Here is a 16,411-nt window from a genome sequence, read left to right on the forward strand (position 1 = left end):
AAAGCACTGGGTCACCGGTCAGGCGTCGGTTCGCCTTCGTCGGCTGTCGCTCCCTTACCAGCGGTTCCACCGAATCGGTCCATCGCTGTCTCGCGGTCGCCAGTCGCCGGGACGAGACCGACCGCGTCTCCCAGTCCGAACGGCGGCATGTTGACGTAGACGGACTCGTGGTCGCTCGCCCGGACGCGGTACGTCTCGTGCCAGATGCCCACGTCGCCGGCTTCGCCTACCTCGTCGACGAACCGTCGCCAGGCCGGCAAGTGCTCTCTGTCGGCGTCGTGGGCGTACGCGTGCAGGTCGTCGAAGGACCGCCAGAACTGCGTCAGGGTAACATTCCTGAGGCCGAAACTGGTCCGGTGCCCGAGTAGCCCGCTGTCGGGGTCGGCGTCGAGTTCCCGTAGCATCCGGGGCATCGCGAGGAAGACGGGGAGCCACTGGTGGACCTTCCAGAGTTTGTTGAGGCGGATGCCGATGCGAAACACGACGAAATCGTCGTCGACGTCGACGTCGGCGGTCATCCGGCGCGGAATCGGGTCGGTCATGGCTGCTAGCTCACACTCTCGACTCCCGGCGTATTGTTAGTTAGTGTAAGAAACCTTCCACTATTACACCACGTCGCCGCGGACCGTCGCGCCCTCTTGGCGCTCGCGGTAAGCCCGAACCGCGTCAGCGGCTTCGTCGGCCTCGTCGTCGTCCATCCCGAGCATCTCCAGTGCGCCCGACAGCGTTGGCAGGACGAAGTCACCGTTCCGAAGTTTCTCGAAGGCCTCCTCGGAACGCTGTCCGTCCACCCACAGACACGCGCCCCGGGGGTCCAGAATCTGCTCGTAGTCGTCTCTAGCCATCGCGCCCTGCAGCCGCTGAGTGACGTTGTCGTCGAAGGAGGCGTTACAGACCTCCAGGTGAATCGGCTCGTCTTCGTCGTCGGGGAGCAGGTGGGCGGCCAGACATTTCTCGGGAGCTGCGTGGCCGTTCGTGTTGGCCCGGAGGTACTCGGGATACTCGTCGGCCCACGCCGCCCGAACCGTTTTCCCGACGCCGTCGACGCCGTGGCTCCGCTGGAACTCCTCGCTTCGCTCGGGGGCGTCCTTGAGCAGGATGTCCTTGGTGACGTAGATATCGAGTCGCTCGATGGGGTCCAGTCCCAGCGCCACGTCGCCGTAGACCCACACCTCTCGGACCGGAACTGGCATCGTCTCCTCCTCAACGGTGGCGACGACGTCTTCGACTCGTTCGACGGCCGCCGCGCGGTCCATGCTCATTGGCTGTTCGTAGCGGGTGGGCGGGCAAATCGCTGACGCTCTCTCGGCCGAGCAGGCGGTGCCGTCGAGCGTGTCGATCGATGCCACACCTTCCGAATCCCTTTATGACGGCCGGCAGAGATGTGACCATGACCGATCGCGCCGAGCAGTTCCGCGACCTCGTCCCGTGGGCCGAGGGCACGGATCCGCTGTACGCCCACCTCTGCCGACACGCTGCCGACGACCCCGAGATTTTGGCGCTCGCCGAGAGCATCCCCGGGGACCGGCAGGTTCCCCACGTCTTGTTGGCCGCGGTGCAGTACCTCCTCGAACGCGAGGGGACGCATCGACTGGCCGACTACTACGCGACGCTGACTGACGACCCACGAGCGCCCGACGAGAACTGTTACCCCGTGTTCCGCGAGTTCTGTCTGGACCGGACCGACGCACTCCGTCCGCTACTGACCTCCCGTCGGACACAGACCAACTCGGTTCGGCGCTCGGCGGTGCTGTATCCGGCCATCGCTCACGTCGCCGCGAGGGTGGCTGGGCCGCTCGCGCTGGTCGAACTCGGCCCGAGCGCTGGTCTGAACCTGCTGTTCGACCGCTACCGCTACGACTACGACGGCCGAACCGTCGGCGCTGCGGACTCGCCGATTACCATCGAGAGTGAGATTCGAGGCGGCGACCCGCCGTTGCCCGCGGACCCGCCGGCCGTCCGCTCCCGCGTCGGACTCGACGTACATCCCCTCGACGTGACCGACCCTGCCGACGCGGACTGGCTTCGGTCGCTCGTCTGGCCGGCCCACACCGACCGCCGCGAACTGCTCGACGGCGCGCTCGCCGTTGCGAGCGAGGACCCGCCGAGACTCGTCGCGGGGGACTTGCTCTCCGACCTTCCGGCAGTCCTCGACGGGATTCCCGAGGACGTTCCGGTCTGTGTGTTCAATACGCTCGTTCTCTATCAGGTTCCGGACGACGTTTGCGAGCGACTCGCGACCCTGCTACGCGACCGGATGGCCGACCGGCCGCTCCACTGGCTCACGGGCGCGAACAAACTTTCGGGCGGGGAATCGGTCGAACTCGACTGGATGCGTCGCGAGGACGGCGAGGTCAGGCGAGATACCCTCGCCGACTTCGAGCCACATGGCCGGTGGCTGGAGTGGCGGGCGTAGGAAACGCCCGACATCGTGCGTCTCGTTCACAGGGGATTTTGTCTCCCGCCCTCGAATCCCCGATCATGCAGGTCAAGGTGTACGACGGCGTGGAACAACGTTCCACGAACAGTCGGACGCAGTCCGACGACGGAGCAGCTAGAGACTGTCTGCTCGTCCTCGGATGGGGGAACCGCTGTCGCCACGAGAACGTCCAGTGGCTCGTCGACCGACTGACCGAGCACTACCGCGTCCACGTCGTCGAACTGCCGACGCACATCACCGACGTCCGGCGCGAGTGGGTCGAACCGGTTCGGAAGTACGCCGCCGACCTGGACGAATTCCCGATTCTCGCTCACAGCGCTGGCGGCCTGACCACGGCTCACTTCGACGTCGACGGCGTCACCAACCGCGTCTATCTGAGTCCGTGGTGGGGGGACGACCTCCCCTTTCCGAAGACAGTCGTCGACGCGCTCTCACGGCTGCCAATCACCGAACCGTTCCTTCCCACCGGCAGTCTCGAACGCGAGGCTATCGGCGACCTCGCCACCGAAGCACAGATACGCGACGGCCCGGACGCCGCCTCGCCCGCGTTCCTCCGGACGACTCGCCGGGCGCACGCCTCCCTCCCGCCGGCCCGCGAGAACGCCGTCGCGTTCTGCAGTCTCACGGACAAGATAGTGGACCCCCGAGCCATCGGCGAGCGACTCCCCGCCGACCGCATTCGCCTGTACGACGGCGGTCACGAACTGTTCAGTTCGAGCGCTCGGGACCAGCACATCGACACCGTGCTCGCGGCTCTCGAGCGCGGTCCGGACGGCCTCTGATATCGGTCACGCCCGTTTTCGCTCGTCCGTGCTGACGTGGACGGTCTTCTCGACGCGCGCGTGGACCTTGCCGTCGGCGTTCACGAGGTCGATGTCGTACTCGCGGTCGACTGAGTCACTGTCTGCGAGCTCGGTTTCGATCTGTTCGACCTCGCCGTCGGGAACCTCGAAGGTGGCGTACAACGTCTCCGTTCCGGGCTTGCGGAACTGAATCGAGGCGGCCTTGTCCCAGACGACGTAGGAATCCTCCAGTCGACGAAAGAGCATTATCATGTAAAAGGGGTCGACGGCGCTGTAGAGGCTGCCACCGAAGAGTGTCCCGACGACGTTTCTGGTTCGCCACGACAGCGGCAGTTTTATGCGGACCTCTGACCAGTCGTCTTCGATGTGAGTCACGCGCCCGCCGGTAGCGAGGTACGCCGGATACCAGTTGAACACCGCCCGCTCCAGCCGCGTCCGCAGAGATTCGCCCATCGCCTCTGTAACGTAGCCCGGGACCTAAGACCGTTTCCCTCGGAAAACAACCCTATCGAGGTTTCGAGACGAGACGAAACCCTCACCACCGCTCGCACGAATAGCGAAGACGATGGAGTGTGACAAGTGCGGGGACCACGCGGTGCTGCACGCGGCGTATTCGGGGCTACACCTCTGTGAGGACCACCTCTGTCGGACCGTCGAGAAACGGCTCCGACGGCGGGTGCGAGAGGACGGTCTCGTCCCGGACGACGCCACCCCCGAGGACCCGGACACGTGGGTCATCGGTCTCTCGGGCGGGAAAGACAGCGTCGTTCTCACGTCGATTCTCCACGATGTCTTCGAGCGCGACCCGCGCATCGAACTCGTCGCCCTCTCGATTCACGAGGGTATCGAGGGCTATCGCGATAAGAGTCTGGAGGCCTGCGAGGAACTGACCGACGACCTGGACATCCGTCACGAAGTCGTCTCCTACGCCGAGGAGTTCGACGTGCAGATGGACGACGTCGTCGAGAAGGACCCGGAAGGGATGGCTGCCTGTGCGTACTGCGGGGTCTTCCGCCGCGACGTACTCTCGCGGTACGCCGAGAAACTAAACGCTGATAAACTGCTCACCGGCCACAACTTAGACGACGAGGCCGAGACGGCGCTGATGAACTTTTTCGAGGGCGACGTCGAGCAGATGGCTCAACACTTCGACGCCTCCCTCGGGCCGTTCGAAAGCCAGTCCGACGGCAACGCGCCGACCGAGCGAACGCGGGAGAAACAGGATCACCACATCCCGCGGGCGAAACCGCTACGGGACGTTCCCGAGAAAGAAATCGCACTCTACGCCCGTTTCCGGGACTTGCCAGCTCATATCACCGAATGTCCCCACGCCGAGGAGGCCTACCGCGGCGAGGTCCAGCAGTTGATGCTCGGCCTCGAAGAGAACCACCCCGGCACGCGACACTCGATTATGGCTGGCTACGAGAAACTCGCGGCGCTGGCGGCCGATGCCTACGGCGGCGACGACGCTGACGCCAAGTTCGGCGAGTGCGACAGTTGCGGCGCGCCGACCGCTCGGGACCTGTGTCGGAAGTGCAACCTACTCGACGCCCTGGAAGCGGTTTAATCGGGTGAGCCACCGAATCGTGAATAAGTCGTGTCTAACGCCGGTGTGACTGGTATCCGATTCATGTCTCACTAGTGCCTCACTCGTGTCCAACTCGGGGGCGACTCTTGCCCGACTCGTGTGTGAGTTGTGTCCGTTCCCAGTCGGAATCTGGAAATCATTCATGTATCGGTAATCCTCCGTTTCTGACGGTGTATGCCAAATGACACCAGACCGACGCGACGTGTTGCGAGGGATCGCCGCCGCCGGAACCGCATCCGCCATCGGGACCGGCGTCGCTAGTGCGCACGACGATGACGACTACGACGAGGAGGACGCCCTCGTCCGGGTCGTCCACGCGTCCCCCGACGCTCCGGATGTCGACGTCTACGTCGACGGCAGCCGAGTGCTGAGGGGCGTCGAGTACGGCACCATCTCGGACTATCTCTGGGTCGAACCGGACGAGTACGAGGTGAAGATAACCGCCGCCGGCGACCGGAACGCCGTCGTCTTCGAGGATGACCTGGCGTTCGAGGAGGACGACGAGTACACCGTCGTCGCCACCGGCGAATTCGAGGAGGACGAGTTCGAGGTCTTCGTCTACGAGGACGACCGCAGTACCCGACGAGACCGGGCCCGCGTCCGGGTTATCCACGCCTCCCCGGACGCCCCCGACGTCGACGTGACTCTCGACGAAGGCGACGCCGTCCTCATTGAGGACCTGGAGCTCGGCGAGGAGAGTGACTACCTGACGGTCAAACCGGGCCGCTACGAACTCGAAGTGCGACCGGCCAGTTCGAAAAACGACAACCCGTTCGACGCGGAGTTCGACGTCCGTCTCCGTCCGGGTCGGGTGTACACCGTCGTCGCCACCGGATTCTTCATGCCCGACAAAGTGGCGGAGTACGAGGTGTTCGACCTCGTGGCCGCCGTCGACGCCCGGCGTGACGACGACCACTGAGTCGGCTTACTGCTGATACGCAGCGTATACTAACGACATCCCAACGCGTCCGTGCCGTCGATGGAGACCGTGCTCTGGCAGGTCCTCGCTGGCACTGAAGGCGGACCTAATCGGGTCCGAATCCTTCGGGCGCTCGACGAGCGACCACGGAACCGGAACCAACTCGCCGACTCGCTCTCGCTCAACTACAAGACGGTCGAACACCACCTCGCCGTGCTCTCGAAGCACGGTCTGGTCGAACACAGCGACTCCGACTACGGTGCCGTCTACTTCACGACGGAGACAGCCCGAGAACACTGGTCGATCATCGAGCGAATCGCCGAGACGACTGACGCCTGAGACGGACCGTTGTCGCGATGTACCGGGACGCCGACCCGTGGTCGGCGCTATCCGGACATACGCTACAGTTCGTATGAGTGATGTCTCGTTCGGCTAACACTCGACGGGAGCCGCCGCTCGAAGAGTGAAAACGGAGAGGAGAGGTCGACGGTTACTCGTTCGTCCGGATGACGTCGAGACCGTTGTTCTTCTCGCGCTGGTCGCGGCCGCCGTCGGTCTCGCCGTAGCCGCTGGGGCTGCCGGCGTGGTTGGCGGTGCCGCCGTCGTTGGCGCTGGTTTCGAAGTTCTCGGAGGCGTCGAAGGAGGTGTCGTCGCCGACCTCCTGGATCGCCTCGCGGGACTTGTTGGCCTGCTTCTGCGTGGTCGGGCCGAGCACCTGTGCGGACTGGACGCCGGTCATGATAGCCATGACGCGGACCTTGCCCTTGTACTCCTCTTGGATGCGGGCGCCCCAGATGACGTTCGCCGAGGCTTCGAGGCGCTCGGTGATGTTCTGGGCGATCCCCTCTGCCTCCTTCAGGGTGAGGTCCGGGCCGCCAGTGATGTGGACCAGGCCACCGCTGGCACCGCGGTAGTCCACGTCCAGCAGCGGGTGGTTCATCGCGTCCTTGACGACTTCCTGTGTCTTGTTCTTGTCCTGGGTCTCACCGACCAGCATCACCGCGACGCCGCCCTGATTCATGATGGAGGTCATGTCGGCGTAGTCGAGGTTGATGAGGCTCGGCTGGGTGATGGTCTCGGAGATGCCCTTGACCGTCTCGGCGATGATCTGGTCCATCACCGAGAACGCCTTGCCGATGGGCAGGTTCGGGACGTAGTCGAGCAGGCGGTTGTTGTCCAGCACGATGATGGAGTCCGCCTCGTTGCGGAGCTTCTCTAAGCCTTCCTCGGCTTTCACCGTGCGGGCTCGCTCGACGTTGAACGGCGTCGAGACCATGCCGACGACGATTGCGCCCTGTTCCTTGGCAATCTTCGAGACGACGGGGGCGGCACCGGTACCGGTTCCGCCACCCATGCCGGCCGTGACGAACACGAGGTCCGCATCGCCCAGCACTTCCTTGATAGTCCCCTGTGCCATCTCGGTGGCGCGCTCCCCCATCGAGGGGTCGCCACCGGCACCGAGTCCGTTGGTGAGGGACTTGCCGACCAGAATCTTCGTGTCGGCTTCGATCATCTTGAGGTGCTGTTTGTCGGTGTTGATGGCGACGGTGTCGGCACCTTCGACGCCGATGTTGTAGAGTCGATTGACGGTGTTGTTCCCGGCACCGCCACAGCCGACGATGACGATTCGCGGGTCACCGAATCCGTCGACGTCCTCGTCGGACATCTTCTGCTGTTCCTGCTCGTCGCGTTCGAGGGCTTCGTTGACGATGTCCTGCATCGTTAGGCCCTCGCCCACGTTCGCTTTTGCTTCTCGGAAGCACGTTCGGAACCGTCCTGTTCTGCGAGCATCTCACGGACGGCCGACCGAATCGCCTCGCTTCGGTTGGGGTATTCCCCCGTTTCGACCATCTGTTCGACCTCTTCGATCTGCTGCTTCGGAATCCGTAGTGTCACACGCTCCATTGTTATTGGTCCCCTTTGGGTAAGACGGCCCGAACGAGTCGAGATTTCGACCCGTCCAGTTGTTTACACAGTGAAATCGCCAGCCGATGGCGGGATGCCACCGTTGCGCACACTGTGTAAGACGGCCGTCTTACGCAAGATGTACCACAAACTGGGGGATATTAAAACTATCGCCGAGTGTATGACAAACGTGCGTTTACGTCAGAAGAAACACGCTACCGTTCGTTTGCGCTACTTCGGGGTTGGTCGAGTACGTCCGCCGCCGGCGTCCGGCGACCACAGCTGGGACAGAACCCCCAGTCGGACCGAATCTCGTCACCGCAGTCACAGAAGACGCGCCGGGAGGACTTCTCGCCGCAATTCGGGCAGTAAACGTGGCCTGCGGAGAGGTTTTCGCCGCATTGGGCGCATGACTTCTGTTCGCTCATCTCCGCGTTTTCACGGCGTTCGGCCGATGTCTTACGGCCGTCAGAGCCGTGTGATACGCCGTCGGTGTCGGCAGCGGCTGTGTCAGACGCGGGTGACTCGGCCGCCACAGCGCCGTGTTCGGCGTCGAGCGAGATGTTTACGTTGACATCCTGCGGTCGTCCCGCGGGCGGTCGCTCGGCTCGCTTGGGTAGCCGGTCGGCGATGATGGCGTCGACACGCTCCGCGATGAGTTCGTCGATACTCTCGGTGTCGGCCACCGATTCGGCCCCCGCCGACTCGGCGGAGTCAGAGCGGGTGGGTGACGGGTCGTCGCCACTCCCGTCGAGATACGCTCGGAGGGCCTCGCGCATGACCTCACTCTTCGAGGCGTCGAACGTTTCGAGGCGTTCGATGAGGTCGTCGTCAGCGCGGAACGTGATCTTGCTCATCCAACTCGTAAGACAGGTCGTCACCTGGGTATTAAAATCTTCCCGCTACGTCAGACGCACGGCTGCCGAGACGTGCTCACTCTCGCAGGTCGAATCCGGCGTTCCAGCGTTCGCCACAGTCCGGACACTCGACGTGGTACGTATTCGACCGCAGGAAGTGTGCCTTCTCTTCGACGGAAAGCTCTCCCGCATCGCGAGCACACGCGACGTGGAACCCGGTGCCGCAGTGGTCACACGTCACTGATTGTAGCTCGCTGGTGAGCCGATCAGAACAGTAGATGCAGTCTCCGAGCACTGTGACGGACGTACAACGACCGCTGGTTTACGTGTTACCCATACTGTGAGCCGGCTGTCGTGGCGAATTAACGACCGGGTGAGCGAGAAAGTGAGAGGAAATACGTGGTACGCACCCCCGTGTGAGCGCCCCGCGAACGCCCGGAGAATAACAATCCTTAAGTCCGGACGGCGGGCTAATTTCTGTTGCTGCCCGCCCTTAGCTCAGACTGGTAGAGCAGTCGACTGTAGATCGACTTGTCCCCCGTTCAAATCGGGGAGGGCGGACTTGGTTTTCTGCCGAACTATCGTAGGGAGCGACGGGTTCGGGACGTAGCTTCGCTCCGAGTGTCGCTCGCTATCCACGTGAAGCCCAATCGAGCGATCTCGAAATAGTATCGTACTGGTGACTAATCGAGTATCGAATGGGTTCCGGATGGACGGGAGACCCAGCGACTCGCGAATGGGTCAGGCGAGAACACAGTTCTCGCCGCGAACGCCCGTAACCTGTACGGAGAACCGTCAAAATGGGGTTGTGAAACCGCGTGAACTACCCTTACTCTTTTTGGCAGAGCGGGTAGAAGCATGGCTTGGTCGTCGATGGGAGTCTTTGACAAAGCACGCAACGTTTCCCAACTCGGGGAACAGGATAGATGCCCGTACATCTGTCTAGAATGTGAGGAGTCGTTCGAAGTCCAGTATCACTCCTGTCCGGTCTGCGAAGGATACGATATCCGCCGGGCGAAGTGGGTCGAATAGCCCTCGACGTCCACACTGGCACGTCCTAACCGATGCTATCGGGCTCAACGCCCTTTTTTGCCACGCACACTCTCCAGCGTCGCGTGCCGCTTGGCACAGTCACAAGTACGCGAGCGGTATAGCGTTGGTATGCAGCATCGCCAACTCGGGACGACAGGCTACGACGTGACAGAGGTCGGCTTCGGGACGTGGAACATCGGCGGCGACTGGGGCGACATCGACGAAGAGGCGGGTCGCGAGGCGGTTCGGGCCGCGCTCGATGCGGGTGTCGACTTCATCGACACGGCGGACGTCTACGGCGACGGTTTCAGCGAGCAACGCATCGCCGAGGTGCTTGACGAACGCGGCGTCCGCGACGAGGTGACAGTGGCGACGAAGGCCGGCCGCCGCCTTGACCCGCATACGGCCGACCGCTACAACTACGAGAACCTCTCGCGGTTCGTGGACCGCTCGCGGGAGTACCTTGGCGTCGAGACGCTGGAACTCCTCCAACTGCACTGTCCGCCAACCGAGGCGTACTACCAACCGGAGACGTTCGAGGCGCTGGACCGCCTGAAAGACGAGGGGAAGCTCGCTCACTACGGCGTCAGCGTCGAAAAGGTCGAACAGGCGCTGAAAGCCATCGAGTACCCCGGCGTCGAGACGGTCCAGATAATTTTCAACATGTTCCGCCAGCGGCCCGCGGAGCTGTTCTTCGAGGAAGCCGCGCGCCGTGACGTGGGCGTCATCGTTCGGGTCCCGCTGGCGTCGGGCCTCCTGACGGGCGAGCTCTCGCGGGACATGGAGTTCCCCGAGAACGACCACCGCAATTTCAACATCGAGGGGGAGGCCTTCGACCGCGGCGAGACGTTCGCTGGCTTGCCGGTCGAGGACGGCTTCGACGCCGTCGACGAACTGCGCGACCACGTCCCCGACGAGATGACGATGGCCCAGATGGCGCTGCGCTGGATTCTCGACCACGACGCCGTCTCGACGGTCATCCCCGGGTCGACGACGCCAGAACACATCCAGGCCAACGCCGCGGCCAGCGAGAAACCCTCGCTCTCCCATCAGACCCGCGGCGCGGTACGAGACCTCTACGAGGAGTACGTCTTCGACTCGGTTCATCACCGCTGGTGACGACGAGGGACGCCACGATTCTCCTCGACGTCGCCGTGACTCACCGCACAGTTCAAGTGCGCTTGCAGTAATCTCACGGATATGGCGGTTTCCTTTGACCTGTTCGGAACCCTCGTCGCCGCTGACCGGCCCGGTGCACCGTGGGACGCCGTGGCCGAACGTCTCGACGCGCGCGGCGTCAGCGTCCCCGACGACTGGGAGGCCGCCTATCGGAGTGGTCACCGAGAGTACGAACGGGGACGGGAGGCTCCCCTCGACGAGCACGTTCGCCTCGCGCTCTCGAGTCGCGGCGTCAAAGTGAGCGAGACGACCGCCCGTGAGGCAGTGCTCGCGGCGTTCGACGTTCCGGTGACCGTCAGGGACGGCGCACGCGAGGCGTTGGCTGCCGCACACGGCCGCGGTCCCGTCGCCGTCTGCTCGAACTGTAGCGTCCCTGGACTGGTCGAGCGGACGCTCGACCGGGCGGACCTCGGTTCCGACTCGCCGCTCGCGCCCGACGCCGTCGTCAGCAGTGTCGACTGCGGCTGGCGCAAACCGTTCGAACCCATCTTCGAGACGACGGCCGACACGCTCGGCGTCCCGCTGTCGTCGCTCGTCCACGTCGGCGACGACGCTCGCATCGACGGCGGCGCGGAACGAGTCGGCGCAACGTCGGTTCTCGTCGACGACGTGCCGCTCCCGACGGTTACCACGCGACTTCGGGAGGGAACGTTGTGCTGACCACGCTCGCAGTCGTCGTCGCCGCAGCGCTCGAAGCGGCCGTCGGCGAACCGGCGACGCGATACCACCCCGTCGCGTGGTTCGGGTCGCTCGTCGCGCCGCTGGACCGGGAATGGCGGGGCGACTCCCGTGCGCTCGCAACCGGTGCGCTCAGCGCGCTCGTCCTCCCGCTGTTCGCGGCACTGGCCGTCGGCGCGACCGTCGCCGCGGTCGCGGCGCTCACCCCGCTGGCCGGGGCGTTCGCGGCCGGTCTCGCGCTGTTCCTGACGACCAGCCTTCGCGAACTCCTCGCCGCCGCGCGGTCGGTCGTCGCTGACTCTGAGACCGACGTCGAAACCGCCCGCAACGGGTTGCTCGCACTGGCCGGTCGGGACGCCAGCTCCCTGTCACCGGGGCTCCTCCGCAGCGCGGCCGTCGAGAGCGCCGCCGAGAACCTCGCGGACGGATTGGTCGCCTCGCTGGGCGCGTTCGTCCTCGGGGCGGCGCTCGCGCCGCTGGCCGGACTGCCGACACTTCCCGTCGCCGCCGCCGCTGCCGCGTGGGTCAAGGCCGTCAACACGATGGACTCGATGCTGGGCTATCGCTCGAAGCGCGTGGGGACGCCCGCCGCGCGTCTCGACGACGCCGTGATGTGGTTTCCGGCCCGGGCGAGCGCGCTCTTGCTCGCGGTGGCGTTAGCCGACCTCGAATCACTCGGCCGTGCTCGTGCGTGGCTGGACCGGGTTCCGTCGCCAAACTCCGGGTGGCCGATGGGAGCGGTCGCGGCCGCCCTCGACGCTCGGCTGGAGAAACCGGGTGTCTACGTCCTGAACGCCAGTGCGCCCCTTCCGGACGGAGCGACGGCGCGGCGCGGTGTGCGCGGCGTCGGTCGCGCCGGCCTGCTGACGTACGCGCTCGCGGGGGTGCTCGCGTGGTTCTGAGTGCGGTCCGCGGGGCGCTCGGCTTCCTCTCGCGGCTTCCGGTCGGCCACAGCGAGGCCGCGTGGGACGCCTTCACAGCGACTCCGGCGGCGTTCCCACTGGCGGGCTACGTCGTCGGTGCGCTGGTTGCCGTCCCGTTCCTCGCCGTCGGACTCGTTCCCGCGGCGGTCGTCGCGGCGGCGTATCTCGCCGGAATCGTCCTCGTCACCGGCGTCAACCACGCCGACGGCCTCGCGGACCTCGGCGACGCGGCGGTCGTCCACGGCGGCCCCGCCGAGCGCCGCGAGGTGATGCGCGATACGACGGTCGGCGTCGGTGCGGTGCTGGCACTCGGAACCACTCTCGTCGGACTAGCGCTGGGTGCGCTTGCCGTGGCGGGGCTGCCGGTTCTCGTGGCCGTCGCTATCGTCGTCGCCGCGGAGGTCGGCGCGAAGCTCTCGATGGCGACGCTCGCGTGTGTCGCCACGCCGAGCCACGCGGGGTTCGGCGAGACCGTGCTTTCGGGCAATCGGCCGCGAGACTTCCTCGCGTCGGTCGCGGCGGCGCTTCCGGCCGCCGCACTCGTCGTTCCCGTAACGACCGTCGCCGTCGTCGCGGGCCCGGTCGTCGCTCTCGTGCTCCGACGGTGGGCCGACCGTCGCCTCGGCGGCGTCGGCGGCGACGTCTTCGGCGCGGCCAACGAACTCTCGCGGGTCGCCGCCCTGCACGCGGCCGTCGTCGCGTGGACGCTCTTCGACTGGGGGGTGCTCGCGTGGACGCGCTGGTGATGTGCGGCGGGCGCGGGACGCGCCTCGACGCCGACCGCGAGAAGCCGCTGTTCGAGGTCGGCGGCGTCCCGATGGTCGACCGCGTCCGCGGCGCGCTCGATGCCAGCGGCGTCGAGCGAGTCTACGCGGCCACGTCGCCGAATGCGCCGGCGACCCGCGCCCACCTCGACGTGCCGTGCATCGAGACGCCGGGCGAGGGGTACGTCGCGGACCTCGACAGCGCGCTGACAGACGACCGGCTCACGACGCCGGTGTTGACCGTCGCGGCGGACCTGCCGCTACTGGACGGTGAGATACTGGATCGCGTACTGGCCGTCCACGACGACGGATCACTGTCGGTGCTCGTCCCCGCCGCCCGCAAGCGCGAACTCGGCGTCAGCGACGATACGACCTTCCAGCGGGCGGGCGAGGAAGTCGCGCCAACTGGGGTCAACGTCGTCGGCGACGACGCCGACGGCGCGTGGCGATCGACGGACGTGCGGCTGGTGGTCAACGTCAACGCACTGTCGGACGCCCGCGTGGCCGAGCAATATCTGTAGCGCACGAAACATTCTCGTGACTCCTCTTCGTTCGTCCCCTATGGACCCCGACAGCGTCGAGCGACTGCGGACGTTCAGTGAGAGTGACCCGCACTTCGACGCGGACGGCCGCGCCCCGCACGGCAGCAGCGACGACAGGGAACTGCTTGATTTCAGCGCGAACACGAACCCGCGGGTGCCGACGGGTTCGGCCCGCGTGTTCAGTTCTGCCTTCGCCGCCGCGCGGTCGTACCCGGCCGACGACTACGTCCCGTTCCGGACGACGGCCGCCGAGTTCGTCGGCTGTGACCCCGTGCAGGTCGTCCCCACCGCGGGCGGCCTCGAAGCCATCCGGCTCGCTATCCAGACGACGGTCCGGGCCGGCGATTCGGTCCTCGTGCCCGCGCCGAGTTTCGGCGAGTACGCCCGCGAGGTTCGACTGCAAGGGGCCGAACCGGAATTCGTGGACCACGGCGAGATACTCGATAGCGACCCCACGTCCCACACGATGGCCGTCGTCTGTAACCCCAACAACCCGACCGGGGAGTGTTACGACAGCGAGCGGCTGCGGGCGTTCGCCGACCGTTGTCGGGAGCACGGGACCACGCTGTTGGTCGACGAGGCGTTCCTCGGGTTCACCGACCAGCCCTCGATAGCGGGCCGCGCTGGTGTCGTCGTCGCCCGCTCGCTGACGAAACTGTTCGGCCTGCCGGGCATCCGGATGGGCTACGCCGTCGCGTCGGGCGACGCGCTGGACTGGCTGACGACCGCTCGCCGCGCGTGGTCGATGAGCGAACCCGCGGCGGCGCTGGGCGAGCACTGCTACCAACAGGACGAGTTCGTTGCCGAGACGCGTGACCGAGTCGAGACCGAGCGCGACCGGCTGCGCGACCGCCTTTCGACGCGCTTCGACGTGTTCCCCTCCGATGCGCCCTTCCTCCTGTTCGAGGTCACTGACGTGAGCGTGGACGACCTGCTGTCGACGGCCCGTGAGCGCGGTATCGCGCTCCGGGACGCCCGCTCGTTCCGCGGCCTCGACAGCCACGTCCGCGTCGCGGTCCGGACCGAACGGCAGAACGACCGCCTCTTAGAGGCGCTGGATGTTTGAGACGACCCAGCGGAAGGGCGTCGTACAGGTTCGGTGCGAGGGAGCCCGCTGGCTCTCGACGGCGTGGGACGGCGGCTACCGCGAGGCTGACGCGGTGTACAACCTCACCGTTCCCGAGGGATTCGAGCGGACGAACCTCGACGCCTACCGAAAGGAGCGACTCGGCGAGGCCGACTTTCCGGTCGGCCCGACGCTGCTGACCGGGCTCGATATGGCCCACGCACGCTGTGCCCGGAGCGGTCCTGTCAGCGTGCTGGCGACGGTGGGCCTCTCGAACCCGGCGGTGCTCCCGACGGGCGAGGGCGGAGCGGCGGACGACGAGACGGACGCCGAAGCGACCGCTGGCCGCGCCGCGTCGAACGACGACGCCGAGTGGCGACCCGGAACGGTGAACCTCGTCGTCGGAGCCGACCGCTCGCTGGACGACGGGGCGCTCGCCACGCTACTCGCCACTGCCGTCGAGGCGAAGGCGGCGACGCTGCTGGACGCGGCGGGCGTCCCCGGCACCACCTCCGACGCCGTCCTCGTAGGCTGTGTCCCTGCCGCCGAACCCGCCGAGTTCGCCGGGAGCGCGACCGAGGTCGGCGCGGCCGCTCGGGCCTGCGTGCGTGATGCCGTTCACGCCAGTCTCGCCGCCCGCTACGACGACGGCCCGCCGACGGTCGAGGAAGCCGAGTACGGCGTCGTCACCGACCGGCAGACCGATGTGCGCCGGCCCTGAAGATGCGCTATGAGCGACAACTCCGCCGGCCCGACGGCTGAGCCGATTACGCCTGGCGCGCCCGAGGAATTCGGCCTCGTGCAGGTGTGGTGGGGCGACGGTAAGGGGAAGACGACGGCGGCACTGGGGATGGCGACCCGCGCTGTCGGCCACGGCTACCGCGTCCACCTCCTCCAGTTCATGAAGGGCGGTACGGGGACCGTCGAAGACGTCCGCGGCGAGTACAACGCCATCGCTGCGCTGCCGGGATTCTCCTACGAGAACGCGGGCCACTACGGCTGGCACGGGTTTCTGGACGGGAGCGACGATGACGAGCACGCCGCCCGTGCAAGGGGGGCATTGGAACGCGCTCGCGAGATTCTCGATGCCAGCGCCGACGCCGACCTCTCGGAACCCCTCGACGCCGACGGGCCGCCCGAGGACGGCGTCAACATGCTGGTCTTAGACGAGATCCTGTACGCCGCCAACCGCGGCCTCGTCGACCCCGAAGACGTCGTCGCACTCGTCGAGCGCAAACCAGACGATGTGGAACTCGTCCTCACGGGCGGCCACGAGCCACCCGAGTACGTCTTCGAGCGGGCGGACCTCGTCACGGAAGTCGGGAAGGTCAAGCATCCGCTGGAGTCCGGCCACTCGGCACGGAAGGGCACCGAGTACTGAATCAGCGTCGCTGGACCGCGCTCCCAGCTACGAGTCGGCGTCTGACTCCGCGAGCAGGTCGGCCGCCAGTGACCGGGCGGCATCGACGTGTTCGTCCGCTTTTTCGTCGCCCGTCGAGTCGAACTCCTCTAACAACTCCGCGACCTTTGCCACTCGCTCCCGACGGACGGCAGGCTCGAGGTCGGTTATCGCGGCGTCGAGCGCGATGGCCTCGGCCTCGCCCAGCCAGCGACTCGCCGTCCGTTCGACCGGTCGCTCGCCGGTCGCTTCGAGATGCTCGTGTAGGGCGTGCAGTCTGTCTTCGTCCACGGTGGCGTTTCGCGCGGCGAGGGGA

22 protein-coding genes and 1 tRNA gene are annotated in these 16,411 nt (G+C 66.1%); 15 read left to right on the forward strand and 8 right to left on the reverse strand.

Annotated elements, in window-relative coordinates; genetic code table 11:
* Positions 1-11: 11 nt before the first annotated feature.
* Entirely contained in the window at positions 12-542 is a 531-nt protein-coding gene (locus E4S61_RS00305) for a DUF4188 domain-containing protein (RefSeq protein WP_135301915.1), read from the reverse strand.
* Between the two features lie 63 nt (positions 543-605).
* Positions 606-1,256 (reverse strand): DUF7095 family protein, encoded by a 651-nt coding sequence (locus E4S61_RS00310; RefSeq protein WP_135303242.1) that lies wholly within the window; start codon positions 1,254-1,256, stop codon positions 606-608.
* A 134-nt stretch (positions 1,257-1,390) separates the two neighbouring features.
* Here E4S61_RS00310 and E4S61_RS00315 point away from each other — a divergent pair, with 134 nt between their 5' ends.
* Positions 1,391-2,416 carry a DUF2332 domain-containing protein gene (locus tag E4S61_RS00315; RefSeq protein WP_135301916.1) on the forward strand — a complete coding sequence of 342 codons (1,026 nt, stop codon included), beginning with the start codon at positions 1,391-1,393 and terminating at the stop codon, positions 2,414-2,416.
* 65 nt (positions 2,417-2,481) lie between these two features.
* Entirely contained in the window at positions 2,482-3,222 is a 741-nt protein-coding gene (locus E4S61_RS00320; protein ID WP_135301917.1) for an alpha/beta hydrolase, read from the forward strand.
* 6 nt (positions 3,223-3,228) lie between these two features.
* Here the strand turns inward: E4S61_RS00320 and E4S61_RS00325 are convergent, their stop codons facing one another.
* Complete coding sequence (locus E4S61_RS00325; RefSeq protein WP_135301918.1) at positions 3,229-3,696, reverse strand: DUF4442 domain-containing protein; 468 nt, start codon at positions 3,694-3,696, stop codon at positions 3,229-3,231.
* Between the two features lie 112 nt (positions 3,697-3,808).
* Between E4S61_RS00325 and ncsA the strand changes: the two genes are divergently transcribed.
* The 3 genes from ncsA to E4S61_RS00340 all read left to right on the forward strand — a co-directional run bounded on the left by ncsA (position 3,809) and on the right by E4S61_RS00340 (position 6,089).
* The gene (ncsA, locus tag E4S61_RS00330) at positions 3,809-4,810 is read left to right on the forward strand and encodes a tRNA 2-thiolation protein NcsA (RefSeq protein ID WP_135301919.1); all 1,002 of its coding nucleotides are present in this window, start codon (positions 3,809-3,811) and stop codon (positions 4,808-4,810) included.
* Positions 4,811-5,012: 202 nt separating this feature from the next.
* Positions 5,013-5,750, forward strand: coding sequence for a DUF4397 domain-containing protein (locus tag E4S61_RS00335; protein WP_135301920.1), 738 nt, complete (start codon positions 5,013-5,015; stop codon positions 5,748-5,750).
* Between the two features lie 60 nt (positions 5,751-5,810).
* Positions 5,811-6,089 carry an ArsR/SmtB family transcription factor gene (locus tag E4S61_RS00340; protein ID WP_135301921.1) on the forward strand — a complete coding sequence of 93 codons (279 nt, stop codon included), beginning with the start codon at positions 5,811-5,813 and terminating at the stop codon, positions 6,087-6,089.
* Between the two features lie 151 nt (positions 6,090-6,240).
* On the opposite strand, the gene ftsZ is transcribed toward E4S61_RS00340, so the two are convergent.
* The 4 genes from ftsZ to E4S61_RS00360 form a co-directional block, all read right to left on the reverse strand.
* Entirely contained in the window at positions 6,241-7,470 is a 1,230-nt protein-coding gene (ftsZ, locus tag E4S61_RS00345; RefSeq protein ID WP_135301922.1) for a cell division protein FtsZ, read from the reverse strand.
* Between the two features lie 2 nt (positions 7,471-7,472).
* The gene (locus E4S61_RS00350) at positions 7,473-7,655 is read right to left on the reverse strand and encodes a ribbon-helix-helix domain-containing protein (protein WP_135301923.1); all 183 of its coding nucleotides are present in this window, start codon (positions 7,653-7,655) and stop codon (positions 7,473-7,475) included.
* 215 nt (positions 7,656-7,870) lie between these two features.
* Positions 7,871-8,512 (reverse strand): double zinc ribbon domain-containing protein, encoded by a 642-nt coding sequence (locus tag E4S61_RS00355; RefSeq protein WP_135301924.1) that lies wholly within the window; start codon positions 8,510-8,512, stop codon positions 7,871-7,873.
* A 76-nt stretch (positions 8,513-8,588) separates the two neighbouring features.
* On the reverse strand, positions 8,589-8,753 hold the full coding sequence (locus E4S61_RS00360; protein ID WP_245180508.1) for a hypothetical protein: 165 nt from the start codon (positions 8,751-8,753) through the stop codon (positions 8,589-8,591).
* A 246-nt stretch (positions 8,754-8,999) separates the two neighbouring features.
* On the opposite strand from E4S61_RS00360, the gene E4S61_RS00365 reads away from it, so the two are divergent.
* From E4S61_RS00365 to E4S61_RS00405, 10 genes are all read left to right on the forward strand, one after another.
* Positions 9,000-9,073, forward strand: a tRNA-Tyr gene (locus tag E4S61_RS00365).
* A 297-nt stretch (positions 9,074-9,370) separates the two neighbouring features.
* Positions 9,371-9,544: a hypothetical protein gene (locus tag E4S61_RS25115; RefSeq protein WP_167768365.1), complete on the forward strand. Its 174-nt coding sequence runs from the start codon at positions 9,371-9,373 to the stop codon at positions 9,542-9,544.
* Positions 9,545-9,673: 129 nt separating this feature from the next.
* The gene (locus tag E4S61_RS00370) at positions 9,674-10,663 is read left to right on the forward strand and encodes an aldo/keto reductase (RefSeq protein ID WP_135301926.1); all 990 of its coding nucleotides are present in this window, start codon (positions 9,674-9,676) and stop codon (positions 10,661-10,663) included.
* 81 nt (positions 10,664-10,744) lie between these two features.
* Positions 10,745-11,383, forward strand: coding sequence for an HAD family hydrolase (locus E4S61_RS00375; protein WP_135301927.1), 639 nt, complete (start codon positions 10,745-10,747; stop codon positions 11,381-11,383).
* Positions 11,377-12,303, forward strand: coding sequence for a CobD/CbiB family cobalamin biosynthesis protein (locus E4S61_RS00380; protein ID WP_135301928.1), 927 nt, complete (start codon positions 11,377-11,379; stop codon positions 12,301-12,303). The genes E4S61_RS00375 and E4S61_RS00380 overlap by 7 nt, the downstream gene beginning before the upstream one ends.
* Positions 12,294-13,070, forward strand: coding sequence for an adenosylcobinamide-GDP ribazoletransferase (gene cobS, locus E4S61_RS00385; protein ID WP_135301929.1), 777 nt, complete (start codon positions 12,294-12,296; stop codon positions 13,068-13,070). Before E4S61_RS00380 ends, cobS begins: the two co-directional genes overlap by 10 nt.
* On the forward strand, positions 13,070-13,609 hold the full coding sequence (locus tag E4S61_RS00390) for an NTP transferase domain-containing protein (RefSeq protein ID WP_135303243.1): 540 nt from the start codon (positions 13,070-13,072) through the stop codon (positions 13,607-13,609). Before cobS ends, E4S61_RS00390 begins: the two co-directional genes overlap by 1 nt.
* Before the next feature lie 40 nt (positions 13,610-13,649).
* On the forward strand, positions 13,650-14,696 hold the full coding sequence (cobD, locus tag E4S61_RS00395; protein ID WP_135301930.1) for a threonine-phosphate decarboxylase CobD: 1,047 nt from the start codon (positions 13,650-13,652) through the stop codon (positions 14,694-14,696).
* The gene (locus tag E4S61_RS00400) at positions 14,689-15,417 is read left to right on the forward strand and encodes an adenosylcobinamide amidohydrolase (protein WP_135301931.1); all 729 of its coding nucleotides are present in this window, start codon (positions 14,689-14,691) and stop codon (positions 15,415-15,417) included. The genes cobD and E4S61_RS00400 overlap by 8 nt, the downstream gene beginning before the upstream one ends.
* A 9-nt stretch (positions 15,418-15,426) precedes the next feature.
* Positions 15,427-16,077, forward strand: a complete 651-nt coding sequence (locus tag E4S61_RS00405; protein ID WP_135301932.1) for a cob(I)yrinic acid a,c-diamide adenosyltransferase — start codon at positions 15,427-15,429, stop codon at positions 16,075-16,077.
* A gap of 27 nt (positions 16,078-16,104) precedes the next feature.
* Here the strand turns inward: E4S61_RS00405 and E4S61_RS00410 are convergent, their stop codons facing one another.
* Positions 16,105-16,386 carry a hypothetical protein gene (locus tag E4S61_RS00410; RefSeq protein WP_135301933.1) on the reverse strand — a complete coding sequence of 94 codons (282 nt, stop codon included), beginning with the start codon at positions 16,384-16,386 and terminating at the stop codon, positions 16,105-16,107.
* Positions 16,387-16,411: the final 25 nt, after the last annotated feature.

The organism is Haloarcula amylovorans, from assembly GCF_004681185.1.
Taxonomy (GTDB): domain Archaea; phylum Halobacteriota; class Halobacteria; order Halobacteriales; family Haloarculaceae; genus Haloarcula; species Haloarcula amylovorans.